The organism is Pseudomonas petrae, from assembly GCF_021728295.1.
In the GTDB taxonomy this organism is placed as follows: domain Bacteria; phylum Pseudomonadota; class Gammaproteobacteria; order Pseudomonadales; family Pseudomonadaceae; genus Aquipseudomonas; species Aquipseudomonas petrae.
The window spans coordinates 325,596-338,710 of the sequence record NZ_JAKJXE010000001.1 but is presented as its reverse complement, the minus strand read 5'-3'; the positions used below and the strand labels follow the sequence as shown (position 1 = coordinate 338,710).

The following is a 13,115-nucleotide window of genomic DNA, read 5'->3' as shown; positions in this document are numbered from 1 at the left end:
ATTCACGGGTAAATCTGAGGCAGATGTCATTTTTGCGTTCAGTGCTTAAAAAAGATTGAACCGCTTTTAAGCGGGTTCGCCTAATGATCAGCGTGTGGAGATTCCCACAGGCCTTGTGCTAATACCGGCACTCTTCGAGAGGTGGTTAACGTGGCTAAAGACGACAAGAAAAGCAAAGGCGAAGCTTCGAAAGCCAGCAAGGATTTGAAAGACAAAAAGTCATCACCGGAAAAGAAATCAGCTGCGGCTTCGGCTCTTTCGAAGTCTTCCGAAAAGAAAGACACCAAGAAAGCGGCTGAGCCAAAGAAAGCGGCAAAAAAAGCCGATAGCAAGCCAGAGAAGGCCAAGAAATCAGACAAGGCAGAAAAGGCCGACAAGCCTGCAAAAAAGAAAAAGTGATAACCTCACTCCGCTAGGGCTTTACGCCCTAGCTCCCCCAGAACGTCCTGTTCGATCGCTCTAAACCGTCGCTCTCGCTGATCTCCTCAACATCCAGTGGTAGCCGCCGATTGGTGACCGCGACCTCTCTGAACTCATAGTGTTCAAACCGGCCCCTTCCCGGCTAAAGCCGGTCTTACAAAAGCACCGCAAACACCGCAAACACCGCGTATACCGGATACACCGGATACACCGGATACACCCCGCAAACCCCGCACACCCCGTAGGACCGGCTTCAGCCGGGAAGCCTTTGATCTGCCCTTGATCTGCTTTTGATCTTCCTACACAAAACGTTCAAACACCGCCAATCGCGACTTGGGTGCAGGCTGAACGCAGGTTTCGCGCAGTGGGCCGAGCCGCATGGATGCGGCGAGAGCGCCGTCAGGACATGGATGTCCGTTCGGCGCGGGCCCACGGAGCGGGACCGGAGTGAAGGAACCCCGAGGAACGAGGGGCCCAACCGAGAGCAGGCACTTTTGGTTACGTTTAGTGCTTTTTAAAAGTAACTCGCCGAAGGCGAAACAGTTCTGCTCCAGCAGAACCGCTTCCATAAAAAAAACCGCGCCTATGCGCGGTTTTTTTAATGGCAGCCTGGCAGTTAAATCCTGCCCAGCAACACCAATATCAGCAGGATCACCAAGATCGTACCGATGATGCCCGACGGACCGTAGCCCCAGCTTCTGGAGTGCGGGAATACCGGAAGTCCGCCGACCAACAGCAGGATAAGGATGATGATCAGAATTGTGCCGATGCCCATGACGAGTTCCTTCTAGTGTTCTTGGAAGATGCCTATGCAACGCAATACGTCGCCTCTAAGGCCAGTCATTGTGCTGCTTGATGAATCCGACTACCGCACTAATCAAAAGGTTCTGGGCTGCAGAAATAAAAATTAACACCTTAAAAAAAGATGATCTAAATCATAGGGTTGTGGTTTCAGCCAAAAAATTGATCGCATTCAAATGCTGATTAAAAAATGCGAAAAAGTACCCTGCTTAGTGTGGAACCAAGCGGTAACTAACAGGTCGCCAAGTTCGATATAACACGCTGCCCGTTAATCACCCAACTGGCCAAATACATCCAAAAGAGTGGCCACCCATTCAAAGCATCGGTTTGCCTGTCATATTCAGCGACCTGATGAAGGGTTTGTCGGACAATCCTCCTGTTTACACTCTAGCGACTTCTTCGCAACCGACAAGGCGTCTGCTATGCACAATCGCATCATGATCACCGGCGCAGGGTCCGGGCTGGGACGCGAGATCGCGCTGCGCTGGGCGCGCGAGGGTTGGCAGCTGGCGCTGTCGGATGTCAGTGACAGCGGCCTTCAGGAAACCCTGCGCCTGGTGCGCGAAGCGGGTGGGGACGGTTTTATTCAGCGCTGTGACGTTCGGGACTACAGCCAGCTCACCGCTTTCGCCCAAGCCTGCGAACAGAAATTCGGTGGCATCGATGTGATCGTCAACAACGCCGGCGTCGCTTCAGGCGGGTTCTTTGGCGAATTGTCCCTTGAGGATTGGGACTGGCAGATCGCGATCAACCTGATGGGGGTCGTCAAAGGCTGCAAGGCGTTTTTGCCGCTGCTGGAACAGAGCAAGGGCAAGATCATCAACATCGCCTCCATGGCGGCACTGATGCAGGGGCCGGCGATGAGCAATTACAACGTCGCCAAGGCGGGCGTGGTCGCGCTGTCGGAGAGCCTGTTAATCGAGCTGCGCCAGCAGGAAATCGGCGTGCATGTGGTGTGTCCGTCGTTCTTCCAGACCAACTTGCTGGATTCCTTTCGCGGCCCCACGCCGGCGATGAAAGCCCAGGTCGGCAAGCTGCTGGAGAGTTCCCCGATCAGCGCCATGGAGATCGCTGATTACATCTACCAGCAGGTCGCCAGCGGTGAGTTCATGATCCTGCCCCATGAGCAAGGGCGAATGGCTTGGCAGCTCAAACAGAAAAATCCCCAGTTGCTGTACGACGAGATGGCCAATATGGCAGAGAAGATGCGCGCCAAGGCGAAGTCCGGGAGCTGAGCCAGACATTAGTCGCGGGACTTTTCTGATAGGGTTGCCGGCACTTTCCGGCTGCCCTAGACGAGGCTCATCGTGCTCAATTACCTGTGGTTTTTCCTTGCCGCGCTGTTCGAGATCGCCGGGTGTTATGCCTTCTGGATGTGGCTGCGCCAGGGCAAGAGCGCGCTGTGGGTCATTCCAGCGCTGATCAGCCTGACACTGTTCGCCCTGCTGTTGACCCGGGTTGAAGCCACTTACGCCGGGCGCGCCTACGCGGCGTACGGCGGCATCTACATCATTGCGTCCATTGCCTGGCTGGGCGTTATCGAACGTGTCCGCCCGTTGACGTCGGACTGGATCGGCGTCGGCCTCTGCGTGATCGGCGCGACCATCATTCTGCTCGGCCCGCGCTGGTCCGCCGCCTGATCTGGCATACCTCTGGAAGAAACTGACGTCTGCCGGACCCCTCTCCGACGTGCAGGCCGCGAATGCCCCGGCGCGTAGGAAGCGTCTGTCAGCCATGTTCTTGAAGGGTTGAAGGGCGTTACTGATTTCGCTCTGGCGCATTGAAGCGCCGGGGCCTGAGCGTCAACCTGCTTCCTCGGTTACAGCCAAGGAGTAGGACGTATGCTGGTATTGACGCGGGAAATCGGAGAGACCTTCAACATTGGCAATGACATCACCGTGAAGGTATTGGGCATCAGCGGCAATCAGGTCCGCTTGGGAATCGATGCGCCGCAGAGCGTCAGGATTCATCGGGCAGAAGTTCTCCGCCGAATCGCCTCACGGCTGCAGAACCTGGCCAACCGGTTCCCGGGCAGGTGAGTCCACTTCAGTGGCCATCCCGGTTAGGTCATGGGCGCAGGTGGCCTATTCCTCGAAATATTCCTTTGGGACTTCGTGCTTGAGCATCAGCTGACATTGCTGGCTGTCCATATCGAAAAAAATCACCGCCTGACCTTTGCTCAGTGCATGGCGCACCCGCAACACGCGGGTTTCGAGCGGCGTGTCGTCGCCGTTGTCAGTGCCATCGCGGGTCACGAAGTCCTCGATCAGGCGCGTCAGGGTGTCGGCTTCGAGTTGGTCGTAAGGGATCAGCATAGGTTTCTCGGCAATCACAAAAAGTACACGGGCGGCGATGCTATCGCGCCCCGTGCGGTCAGGCTATCGCTGCCCCACCAACGTATCCACCGGCGGCACCCGAGTGTCGCTTTCCATCTGCGCGTCGTGCTCCAGCTGATGGCTGAAATTCTCCAGCGACGCGTTGGACGGATGCGCGTCGCTGGCAAACACCGGCGGACTCATGATGTAGGCGGTGAGCAGACGACTCAGTGTGCTCAGGCTGTCGATGTGCGTGCGTTCATAGCCATGGGTCGCGTCGCAGCCGAAGGCCAGGAGTGCCGTGCGCGTGTCATAACCGGCCGTGATCGCCGAATGCGCGTCGCTGTAGTAATAGCGAAACAGGTCGCGGCGCACGGACAGATCGTTTTGCTCGCCCAGGCGCAGTAAGTGCCGCGACAGGTGATAGTCGTAGGGCCCGCCGGAATCCTGCATCGCCACGCTGACCGCGTGTTCGCTGGAGTGCTGACCGGGCGCAACGGGCGCGATGTCGATACCGACGAACTCGCTGACGTCCCACGGCAGGCTACCCGCAGCGCCGCTGCCTGTTTCTTCGGTAATGGTGAACAGCGGGTGGCAATCTATCAGGGGCTCGACGCCGCTGTCGACGATGGCTTTGAGCGCCGCGAGCAGGGCGGCGACGCCGGCCTTGTCGTCCAGATGGCGAGCGCTGATGTGTCCGCTGTCGGTGAACTCCGGCAACGGGTCAAACGCCACGAAATCGCCGATATTAATGCCCACCGACTCGCAATCCGCGCGGGTGGCGCTGTAGGCGTCCAGGCGCACTTCGACGTGGTCCCAACTGATGGGCATGGTGTCGACGGCCGTGTTGAACGCGTGCCCGGACGCCATCAACGGCAGCACGCTGCCGCGAATCACGCCGGTGTCGGTGAACACGCTGACGCGGCTGCCTTCGGCAAAACGACTGGACCAGCAACCTACCGGTGCCAGGCCCAGTCGGCCGTTGTCTTTGACTTCACGAACACTGGCGCCAATGGTGTCCAAGTGCGCGGAAACGGCGCGGTCGGGGCTGTTCTGTTTGCCTTTCAACGTGGCGCGGATGGTGCCGCGGCGGGTCAGTTCGAACGGGATGCCCAGTTCTTCCAGGCGCTCTGCGACATAGCGCACGATAGTATCGGTAAAGCCGGTGGGGCTCGGGATCGCGAGCATTTCCAGCAGGACTTTCTGCAGGTAATTCAGATCCGGTTCAAGGATGTTTGCAGTCGTCATAGGGACCTCAATGTGTGGCGCAAAGTGACCTGATAGCGGGCTCGCTCGCGGTTTCGGTCCGGTGGCAATCAATACATCGTGCGGCCAGACTGGCCGCAGGCAAGCTCACTGCTACAAGGATGGCGCCTTAGCCATGGGCAGGCTGGCTGTGGGGAAACAACAGATCGACGAAACGCTCGGCAGTCGGTTGTGGCTCGTGATTGGCCAGGCCGCAGCGCTCGTTCGCTTCGATAAACACATACTCCGGCTGATCGGCGGCGGGGACCATCAGGTCCAGACCGACGACCGGAATGTCGAGGGCGCGCGCGGCTCGCACGGCGGCGTCCTTCAGCACCGGGTGAAGAATCGCGGTGACGTCTTCCAGGCAGCCGCCGGTGTGCAGGTTCGCGGTGCGTCGAACGGCCAGGCGCTGATCGGCCGGTAACACACTGTCGAAGCTGAAACCCGCTTCTTCGACGGTGCGGTGGGTTTCATCGTCCACGGGAATCTTGCTCTCGCCGCCCGTGGCCGCAGACCGCCGCCGACTCTGCGTCTCGACCAACTGACCGACGGTGTGACGGCCATCGCCGATGATCTCGGCAGGACGACGAATCGCGGCAGCCACCACTTCAAAACCGATCACGACAATGCGCAGGTCGAGCCCTTCATGGAAGCTCTCCAGCAGCACGCGACTGTCGAACTGGCGAGCACGCTCGACCGCCGCCTGGACATCTTCGATGGTGCGCAGGTCCACGGCCACGCCCTGACCCTGCTCGCCGTCAACCGGCTTGACCACGACGCGCTGATGTTCTTCGAGAAACGCCAGGTTATCGTCGCCGTTGCCGGCCAGGTGTTGGACTGGCACTTCCAGACCTGCCGCCTTAAGCGCCCTCTGGGTCATGCATTTGTCCTGGCACAGCGTCATGCTGACGGCGGTGGTCAGGTCGCTCAACGACTCACGGCAACGCACGCGGCGACTGCCATGAATGAGCGTGAACAGTCCGGCTTGCGCGTCATCCACCTGCACTTCGATGCCGCGACGATGGGCTTCTTCAACGATGATGCGGGCATACGGGTTGAAGTCCGCCTGCGGGCCGGGGCCGAGAAACAGCTTTTCGTTGATGCCGTTTTTACGCTTGATGGCGAAGGTCGGCAGGTTGCGAAACCCCAGCTTGGCGTAAAGGCTTTTTGCTTGCTCGTTGTCATGCAGCACCGACAGATCCAGGTACGCCAGACCCCGGCTCTGAAAGTGCTCGACCAAATGACGCACCAGCACTTCGCCGACGCCAGGTCGTGTGCATTGCGGATCAACCGCAAGGCACCACAGACTGCTGCCATTTTCGGGATCGTTGAAAGCCTTTTGGTGATTCAGGCCCATCACGCTGCCGATCACGGCGTTGGTGGTCTCGTCTTCGGCGATCCAGTAAACCGGGCCGCCCTGATGACGCGGGGTCAGCAGATGGGGGTCGATGGGCAACATGCCACGGGCGATGTACAGATTGTTGATCGAAGTCCAGTCGCCCTCGCTTTGCGCCCGGCGAATCCTGAAACCACGGAACACGCGCTGGGCCGGCCGGTAATCGCTGAACCATAGGCGCAAAGTGTCCGACGGATCGAGAAACAACTGCTGCGGCGATTGCGCCAGCACCTGTTGCGGTGCGGCGACATACAAGGCGATGTCGCGCTCGCCCTGTTTTTCGTTGAGCAGCGCTTGCGCGAGGGACGCGGGGTCAGGGTAGGTATGGCCAATCAGCAGCCGTCCCCAGCCGCAATGCAGAGCCAGCGGTTCTGTCTCAGGCGTGCTGCCGTCTTCGGCAAGGCGAGCCTGCAAGCGCTCGTACGACGGCGCCTGGCCGCGCAGCAAACGCTGGTTATGAATCGAAGCGTTGGCTTTCATTGGTCAGAGTCCTTGTTCGCTGAGCCACAGGTTCAGCGCCGCAAGCTGCCACAGCTTGGAGCCGCGCAGTGGCGTCAATTGACCCTGTGGATCGGTTAACAGTTTGTCGAGCATGACCGGGTTGAACAGGCCACGGTCCTGACTCGGATCGAGCAGCAGATCGCGGACCCAGTTCAGCGTGTTGCCTTCCAGATGCTTGAGGCCTGGCACGGGGAAATAGCCTTTCTTGCGATCGATGACCTCGGACGGGATCACCAGGCGCGCGGCTTCCTTGAGCACTTGCTTGCCGCCATCCGGCAATTTGAAACGGCCAGGCACCCGCGCCGACAGCTCGACCAGTCGGTAGTCGAGAAATGGCGTGCGCGCCTCCAGGCCCCAGGCCATGGTCATGTTGTCGACGCGCTTGACCGGGTCATCCACTAGCATGACCGTGCTGTCCAGTCGCAAGGCTTTGTCCACGGCCGCGTCAGCGCCCGGCATCGCGAAGTGCTCGCGCACGAAATCACCGGCTGCGTCGTTTGCGGTCAGCCACTTCGGCGCAACGGTCTCGGCGTATTCGGCGTAACTGCGGTCGAAGAACGCATCGCGGTAAGCGGCGTATGGGTCACTGGCGCCATCCACTTGCGGGTACCAGTGATAGCCGGCGAACAACTCGTCCGCACCCTGACCGCTCTGAACCACCTTGCAATGCTTGGCCACTTCGCGGGACAGCAGATAAAACGCGATGCAGTCATGGCTGACCATCGGCTCGCTCATCGCACGGAACGCGGCGGGCAGTTGCTCAATGATCTCGCTTTCCTGGATACGCAGTTGGTGATGGTGGGTGCCGTAGTGTTTGGCGATCAGATCCGAATACTGGAATTCATCGCCGCGTTCGCCGCCCGCATCCTGGAAGCCGATGGAGAAGGTCGACAGATCCTTCACGCCCACTTCACGCAGTAGCCCGACCAGCATGCTCGAGTCAACGCCACCGGACAGCAGCACGCCAACGTCCACCGCAGCACGTTGACGGATGGCAACGGCTTCACGCGTGCTGTCGAGCACACGGTCGCGCCAGTCTTCGAGGGTCAGATTCGCTTCGTCAGCACGCGGGCCATAGGGCAGCGTCCACCAGACTTTCTGCTCGACCTTGCCTTCGGCACTCACGCGCATCCACGACGCCGGCGGCAGTTTTTCAACACCCGCCAGCAAGGTGCGCGGTGCGGGCACAACGGCGTGGAAATTCAGGTAATGATTGAGCGCGACCGGGTCGAGCATCGGGCTGATGTCGCCGCCTTTCAGTAAAGCGGGCAGGGCGGAAGCAAAACGCAGGCGCTTGTCGGTGCGCGACAGATACAACGGCTTTACGCCAAGGCGGTCACGGGCGATGAACAGGCTTCTGTTGTCGCGCTCCCAGATGGCGAACGCGAACATGCCGTTGAGCTTGGGCAGCATGTCAGCGCCCCAGGCGTGGTAGCCCTTGAGCAGCACTTCGGTGTCGCCGCCGGAGTGGAACTGGTAGCCAAGGCTTTCGAGCTCGGCACGCAGTTCCGGGAAGTTGTAGATGGCGCCATTGAAGGCCAGGGACAGGCCCAGATGGCTGTCGATCATCGGCTGCGCCGAACCGTCCGACAGGTCCATGATTTTCAAACGACGGTGGCCGAGGGCAATCGGCCCCTGGCTGTGAAACCCCCACGCATCCGGGCCGCGAGCCGCGAGATGATGGGTGATACGTTCTACTGCGGCGAGATCCGCAGGTTGATTGTCAAAGCGTAATTCGCCAGCTAATCCGCACATCTGTCCTAAACCCTTTATGTTTCGGCGTGTTTGGCGTTACTGGGATTTTGACCGTACCGATTACGTACCACTTCTCTCAGGTCCAGCTTCTTTAGTTCGGTGCAGTCTTCGATCAGTGCAATCGCGCTGTGCAATCGCTCAGGGAGCTGACCCACTTGGCATAAGTAGATAGCAAGACCAGCACGCTGTGCCCGAGTTGCGCGGCGATGAATGCCGGGTTCACGCCGGACATCAGGCACATGGTTGCGTACGTATGGCGCGTGTCGTACATCCTGCGCTGTCTAATCCCAAGCTTGCGCAATGCACTCAGCCAGTAACGTTTCGGCCCTGTCTCGGGGCGGATATACAGCCCTGACATGAGCCTGCTGCCTTCCGGCGCGAACACATAGTCAGAGCGCGCTCCCGTCAGCGGCCTAGCTTTATCGAGTGCATGCAGGCGTGGATCGTTCAATAAAACCTTGCGAGATATTTTTGAGCGCGTCGCCCGCGTGCATCAAGACTTTGAGTCGGGGGCAGGCCAACAAGCTGTTCAGGAAGAGGTCGAACAGTCGCGGCACTTTGCAGGCCGCGCCAAGGGGAGGGAATAGCATGAGTCAACTAACTGCGGCGCTGCCGCACAAGATACTCACCTGCGGGAGGTGCTTATCTCACCCGAGCTAGCGGGCGCGGTTGGCGATCCTTAAAGCAGCGGTTTTGATGTACCTCACCGACGTTGCAAGGTTGCCGGCGTGACTTTCGAGAAGCTTAAGGTCCTCCTGCCGACACACAGTTCGTTGAGCCTTCAGGTAAATGGCGTGACCCTCTAGAAATTGCGACAGAGAGTCAAAGTAAGCAGCAGAATCTTCGAGATCCAGCTGCATATCTTTCAAGCTTAGAGTAGACATCAAGGCTCCAGACGCTATTGAAGCAGGCGTCCTGCCTGACGGGTTTTTGGGGTATTTGGTTCGCTATCCGATTCTTCCTGTATCGGCAGCCGCCAGTAAACTTGAGATGATTATCGAGTCAGTCGCGCCCCGTATCGGTAGAGGGTGAGCCGTGCATCGACGACGTGGCTAAGTGGTTACCGAGCCGATCCTGGATGTCACCACCTCAATAGCCCGTCATTTCCAGATACCCCACGCCCTCGTGGCTACCGCTCAGGGTGACCGGCCCCTCCCAATAGGGAATTTGCAAGTTCATCCACGCCTGCGGGTTGAGCGCTTCGACGGCGATGTCCACGGCCTTGGACGGGATTTTCACCGACCAGCGTGTGGGCATGTCGCGGCCTTCAACGTCAGTGGTGTCTTCCGGTGCCAGCTCTATGTCCTTCGCCGCGAGTTGTTCAGTGCTGCCGTCGGCGTTGATCCATGTCCCGGTCAGGTACGGTTCGCCGTCCTTTTGCCGCATGCGGTAGAGCATGACTTCGGCGCCATCCCCCAGATGCAGCGAGAACCAGTCCCAGCCCGTCTGGTTATCGGTGAGCGGCTGGCTGCTCCACTCCCGGTCCAACCATGCAGGCCCGGACACTTGATAGGTTTTGCCCTCAATCTCGATGCTGCCCTCCGCCTGAAAAAACGGCTGGCTGTAGTAGTACGACGCCTGACCCTGCTCGGACTTCTGGCTGAAGCCCTGTTTGCCTTGCAGCACCAAAGGCTTGGTGGCTTTCAGGTGCAGGCGATAGTTGAACTGCGGGCCGCTGGCCTGCAACTGCATGTCCGCCAGCGGATCATCGTTGGCGGACTGGCTGGAAAAGGACCATTCATCGATCCAGGCTGCGAATGGCGCCAGTGTCACGCCGGCCTGCTGCACGCCGCCGCGGGCATAGCGTTCCGCTGCGAAGTGGTCGTCCCGGGACGTCACCGCCGCGTGGCCCATCCACAGATTGCGGTTACTCCAGCCAGACCCATCGCCTTGCAGGCCTTTTGCACGGGGCAGGGCGTTGCGAAACAGCGTCCATTGCACGCCGAGCGACTGGCCGTCGGCATCCTTGAGATTGGCGGTGACGTACCACCACTCGATACGGAAATCATCGTGGGGGGCGTGATCGTCGGGAAACACGAACCGCTTGTCCGGCGTTACCTGCGCGTAATTCGAGGCGTCGTCGGCAAGGCCTGCGAAGCCTTTTTCTTCCTCGGGTTTGTCGTCGCAGCCGCTCAGCATCAGGCCGAACATCAGCAGGACGACGATCTGCAGGCGAACGATGACCAGGGGCAGGGCTTTAACCTTCATTGGCGAAAGTCCTCAGCAAATCAGCGGGGCGGGTTCGGTACAAACGGTAGAGCGGCCATGCCGAGGCCAGCAGTGTGGCGAGCATCGCCAGCAGCGTCAGGCGCAACAGCTGCATCGGGAACACTTGCAGCGGCAGGCGCCAACCGAAGGCTTGCACGTTGATCACCGCGTCCAGACACCAGGCCAGCAACAGCCCCAGCGGAATCGCCAGCACCAGCGTCAGCACCGCCAGCAGCCAGGTCTGCGCCAGATTGAGCAGCATCAATTGCCGCCGCGTCACGCCCAGCGCCCACAACGGCGCCAGTTGCGCGAGGCGGCTCTGGCTCTGGGTCAGCAGACTGATGAACAGCGCGACTCCGGCCACCATCAACGTCAGGCTGTTCAACGCGGCTGTGGCGGCGAAGGTGCGTTCGAACACCTGTTGCGACCAGGCCTTGAGCTGAATCTGATCGACGATGCGGTTGTCGTCGATGGTGAATTTATTGTGCAGCACGCGCAACAGTTGCGGGATGGCGTGGGGATCGATGCGCAGATTGAAGCGGTTGGGTGTGAGCTGCGGCCAGTGCTTGAGCAGATGGTCGGCGTTCACCAGCATGTGGCCCTTGGGATTGCCGTAATCGGCATAAATGCCAACGACGCGCAGCGGCCACGGCCCGTCCGGCGCGGGCAGTTTCACTTCATCGCCAACGCTGACGTCCAGGCGGCGGGCCAGTTGTTCGCTGAGCATCAGCGTGTCTTCCTGCGCCAGTTGCTTCCAGGCATCGCCGCTCGCCGATTCCAGCAGCGGCCAGTGCTGGCGGTAGTGCGGATGATCGATTACGCCAAACAGCTCGGCCGGCCAGCCATGCAGTTGCAGCGAAACCTGCCAGTTGGGCAGCACCGCCGATGTCAGAGGTTGCTGGCTCAACCACTGCTGCAACGGCGCGGCTTGAGCCGGATTCTGCGGATTGATGTACAGCTCGGCGCTGAGGCGTTGCTCCAGCCAGTGGGTGAAAGTCTGGCGGAACCCCGACGTCATGCTGCCCGCGCCGATGTTGGCCGCCATCGCCAGTAGCAAGGCCATCAACGCCAGGCTCAGGGCCGGCAATTGCTGGCGGCAGTCCGCGAGAAACCACTGACCCAGCACCGAACGGCTCCTGCCCAACAGTGCCTCGAGCAGCAGATTAAGCAGCACCGGCAGTCCCAGGGCCGCGCTCAACAGCAGACTCGCCATCAATACGAAGCCCAGCGCCAGGCTGTCGCCAAACAGCCCGGCTAATACCGCAATCAGCGCTGAAATCCCGGCGACCCAGCCTTGGCGTCGCAGCCATCTGGCATGGGTTTCGTGCCACGCCTGCGCGTTGGCCAGCGCCAGCAAAGGCAAGCGCGCGGCGCGTAACAGGCTGCTGGCCCCCGCGAGAAACGCACCGAGCAGACTGACGCCCAAACCGCTCAGCCACCACCAGACGCTCAGGTTCAGGTGTCCGGCGACTTCAGCGCCGTACAGCCCGCGCAGACTCGCCGCGACATCGGGCAACAGCGCGCTCGCCAGCCAGTAACCACTGATGACGCCGGCGATGCCGCCAAGCAATGCCAGCACGCCGAGCTCGACCACCAGACTCACCATCAACCCACGTGCGCTGACCCCGCAGGCGCGCAGATTGCGTAGCAGCCCGCGACGCTGTTCCAGCGCGAGACCAATGGCCGCATGGACGATGAAAAGACCGACCACGAACGAAAGAAAGCCCAGCGCGTCGAGGTTCAGGTGGAAGCTCTCGGTAAGCCTGCCCAGGTCGTTGTCTTCGCCACTTTTGCGCAGCACCAGCTCGCCATTCAGCTCGGTCGGCAGGGCGGGAGCGTTATCGGCAAAGTCCTTTGGCAGCACCAGCCGCGAGATCTGATCCGGCTGGTTGAGCAGTTGCTGGGCGAAGCCGATGTCCATGAGCAGCACGCCCGGCGCCATGTCGGTTTTCGCACGCAACGGCGGCAGTACTTTGCCGGAGTCGACGACCGGCTGCTGGCCTTCATGCAGCCCGAGGGCGGCAAGGGTTTGCGGCGAAATCCAGGTGGTGCCGGGAGGGGTGAAGAAGTCGACGATCTGCGCGGTGTCCAGCGATTGCCCGGCCAGCGCGGTGTTCACTGGCAGCGAGACCGGCTCGATGCCGAGCACGGTGAGACGCTGCTCCGGCGCTTCCTTGAGAGTGACGCGCCCGCGCAGTGCGGGGGAAACCGGCCATCCGGCCCGGCGCAGCGTCACGAACAGGTCCTGGGAAAAGTTGGCACCGTTGGGGGAGACAAGAATCTTCTGCGGCTCGCCGCCGATCATCTGACTGGCCTTGGCATAGCTTTCACGGGCCTGGCTGTTCAGCGCCTGCACGCCGGTCAGCAGGCTGGTCGCCAGCCACAGGCCGGTCAGCACACTGAAAAACTGCACGGGATGGCGCCGCCAGTGGCTCAGCAGCGCTTTCAAAGTCCAGTAGAAGACGGGCATC

At 60.4% G+C, this 13,115-nt stretch carries 13 protein-coding genes; 4 read left to right on the top strand and 9 right to left on the bottom strand.

Annotation, left to right across the window (positions count from 1 at the left end):
• Positions 1-141: 141 nt before the first annotated feature.
• A complete protein-coding gene (locus L4G42_RS01450; protein ID WP_237259127.1) occupies positions 142-399 on the top strand; it encodes a hypothetical protein in 258 nt (85 codons plus the stop codon).
• Between the two features lie 637 nt (positions 400-1,036).
• Here L4G42_RS01450 and L4G42_RS01445 read toward each other — a convergent pair.
• Positions 1,037-1,195 (bottom strand): DUF3309 family protein, encoded by a 159-nt coding sequence (locus tag L4G42_RS01445; protein WP_020290439.1) that lies wholly within the window; start codon positions 1,193-1,195, stop codon positions 1,037-1,039.
• 448 nt (positions 1,196-1,643) lie between these two features.
• Between L4G42_RS01445 and L4G42_RS01440 the strand changes: the two genes are divergently transcribed.
• The 3 genes from L4G42_RS01440 to csrA all read left to right on the top strand — a co-directional run bounded on the left by L4G42_RS01440 (position 1,644) and on the right by csrA (position 3,260).
• Positions 1,644-2,456, top strand: coding sequence for an SDR family oxidoreductase (locus L4G42_RS01440; protein ID WP_237250466.1), 813 nt, complete (start codon positions 1,644-1,646; stop codon positions 2,454-2,456).
• A gap of 72 nt (positions 2,457-2,528) precedes the next feature.
• Positions 2,529-2,861: a YnfA family protein gene (locus L4G42_RS01435; RefSeq protein WP_237250467.1), complete on the top strand. Its 333-nt coding sequence runs from the start codon at positions 2,529-2,531 to the stop codon at positions 2,859-2,861.
• Between the two features lie 201 nt (positions 2,862-3,062).
• A complete protein-coding gene (csrA, locus tag L4G42_RS01430; protein WP_237250468.1) occupies positions 3,063-3,260 on the top strand; it encodes a carbon storage regulator CsrA in 198 nt (65 codons plus the stop codon).
• Between the two features lie 45 nt (positions 3,261-3,305).
• Here csrA and L4G42_RS01425 read toward each other — a convergent pair whose 3' ends face one another.
• The 8 genes from L4G42_RS01425 to L4G42_RS01390 all read right to left on the bottom strand — a co-directional run bounded on the left by L4G42_RS01425 (position 3,306) and on the right by L4G42_RS01390 (position 13,114).
• Positions 3,306-3,536, bottom strand: coding sequence for a YheU family protein (locus L4G42_RS01425; RefSeq protein ID WP_065986890.1), 231 nt, complete (start codon positions 3,534-3,536; stop codon positions 3,306-3,308).
• Between the two features lie 63 nt (positions 3,537-3,599).
• On the bottom strand, positions 3,600-4,784 hold the full coding sequence (locus L4G42_RS01420) for an osmoprotectant NAGGN system M42 family peptidase (RefSeq protein WP_237250469.1): 1,185 nt from the start codon (positions 4,782-4,784) through the stop codon (positions 3,600-3,602).
• A 127-nt stretch (positions 4,785-4,911) separates the two neighbouring features.
• Positions 4,912-6,660 (bottom strand): N-acetylglutaminylglutamine synthetase, encoded by a 1,749-nt coding sequence (ngg, locus tag L4G42_RS01415; protein ID WP_237260456.1) that lies wholly within the window; start codon positions 6,658-6,660, stop codon positions 4,912-4,914.
• Between the two features lie 3 nt (positions 6,661-6,663).
• Positions 6,664-8,436, bottom strand: coding sequence for an N-acetylglutaminylglutamine amidotransferase (locus L4G42_RS01410; protein WP_237250471.1), 1,773 nt, complete (start codon positions 8,434-8,436; stop codon positions 6,664-6,666).
• A gap of 112 nt (positions 8,437-8,548) precedes the next feature.
• A complete protein-coding gene (locus tag L4G42_RS01405) occupies positions 8,549-8,794 on the bottom strand; it encodes a site-specific integrase (protein ID WP_237250472.1) in 246 nt (81 codons plus the stop codon).
• A 298-nt stretch (positions 8,795-9,092) separates the two neighbouring features.
• Positions 9,093-9,320 (bottom strand): hypothetical protein, encoded by a 228-nt coding sequence (locus tag L4G42_RS01400; RefSeq protein ID WP_237250473.1) that lies wholly within the window; start codon positions 9,318-9,320, stop codon positions 9,093-9,095.
• A 205-nt stretch (positions 9,321-9,525) separates the two neighbouring features.
• Positions 9,526-10,644, bottom strand: a complete 1,119-nt coding sequence (locus L4G42_RS01395) for a lipocalin-like domain-containing protein (RefSeq protein ID WP_237250474.1) — start codon at positions 10,642-10,644, stop codon at positions 9,526-9,528.
• Positions 10,634-13,114: an FtsX-like permease family protein gene (locus L4G42_RS01390; RefSeq protein WP_237250475.1), complete on the bottom strand. Its 2,481-nt coding sequence runs from the start codon at positions 13,112-13,114 to the stop codon at positions 10,634-10,636. The genes L4G42_RS01395 and L4G42_RS01390 overlap by 11 nt, the downstream gene beginning before the upstream one ends.
• Position 13,115 lies beyond the last annotated feature (1 nt).

Bases quoted from the DNA above. Each gene is read 5' to 3' on its own strand.
- L4G42_RS01445 (WP_020290439.1), bottom strand. From the start codon at position 1,195: ATGGGCATCGGCACAATTCTGATCATCATCCTTATCCTGCTGTTGGTC.
- L4G42_RS01440 (WP_237250466.1), top strand. From the start codon at position 1,644: ATGCACAATCGCATCATGATCACCGGCGCAGGGTCCGGGCTGGGACGC.
- csrA (WP_237250468.1), top strand. From the start codon at position 3,063: ATGCTGGTATTGACGCGGGAAATCGGAGAGACCTTCAACATTGGCAAT.
- L4G42_RS01425 (WP_065986890.1), bottom strand. From the start codon at position 3,536: ATGCTGATCCCTTACGACCAACTCGAAGCCGACACCCTGACGCGCCTG.
- L4G42_RS01420 (WP_237250469.1), bottom strand. From the start codon at position 4,784: ATGACGACTGCAAACATCCTTGAACCGGATCTGAATTACCTGCAGAAA.
- ngg (WP_237260456.1), bottom strand. From the start codon at position 6,660: ATGAAAGCCAACGCTTCGATTCATAACCAGCGTTTGCTGCGCGGCCAG.
- L4G42_RS01410 (WP_237250471.1), bottom strand. From the start codon at position 8,436: ATGTGCGGATTAGCTGGCGAATTACGCTTTGACAATCAACCTGCGGAT.
- L4G42_RS01405 (WP_237250472.1), bottom strand. From the start codon at position 8,794: ATGTCAGGGCTGTATATCCGCCCCGAGACAGGGCCGAAACGTTACTGG.
- L4G42_RS01400 (WP_237250473.1), bottom strand. From the start codon at position 9,320: ATGTCTACTCTAAGCTTGAAAGATATGCAGCTGGATCTCGAAGATTCT.
- L4G42_RS01395 (WP_237250474.1), bottom strand. From the start codon at position 10,644: ATGAAGGTTAAAGCCCTGCCCCTGGTCATCGTTCGCCTGCAGATCGTC.
- L4G42_RS01390 (WP_237250475.1), bottom strand. From the start codon at position 13,114: ATGCCCGTCTTCTACTGGACTTTGAAAGCGCTGCTGAGCCACTGGCGG.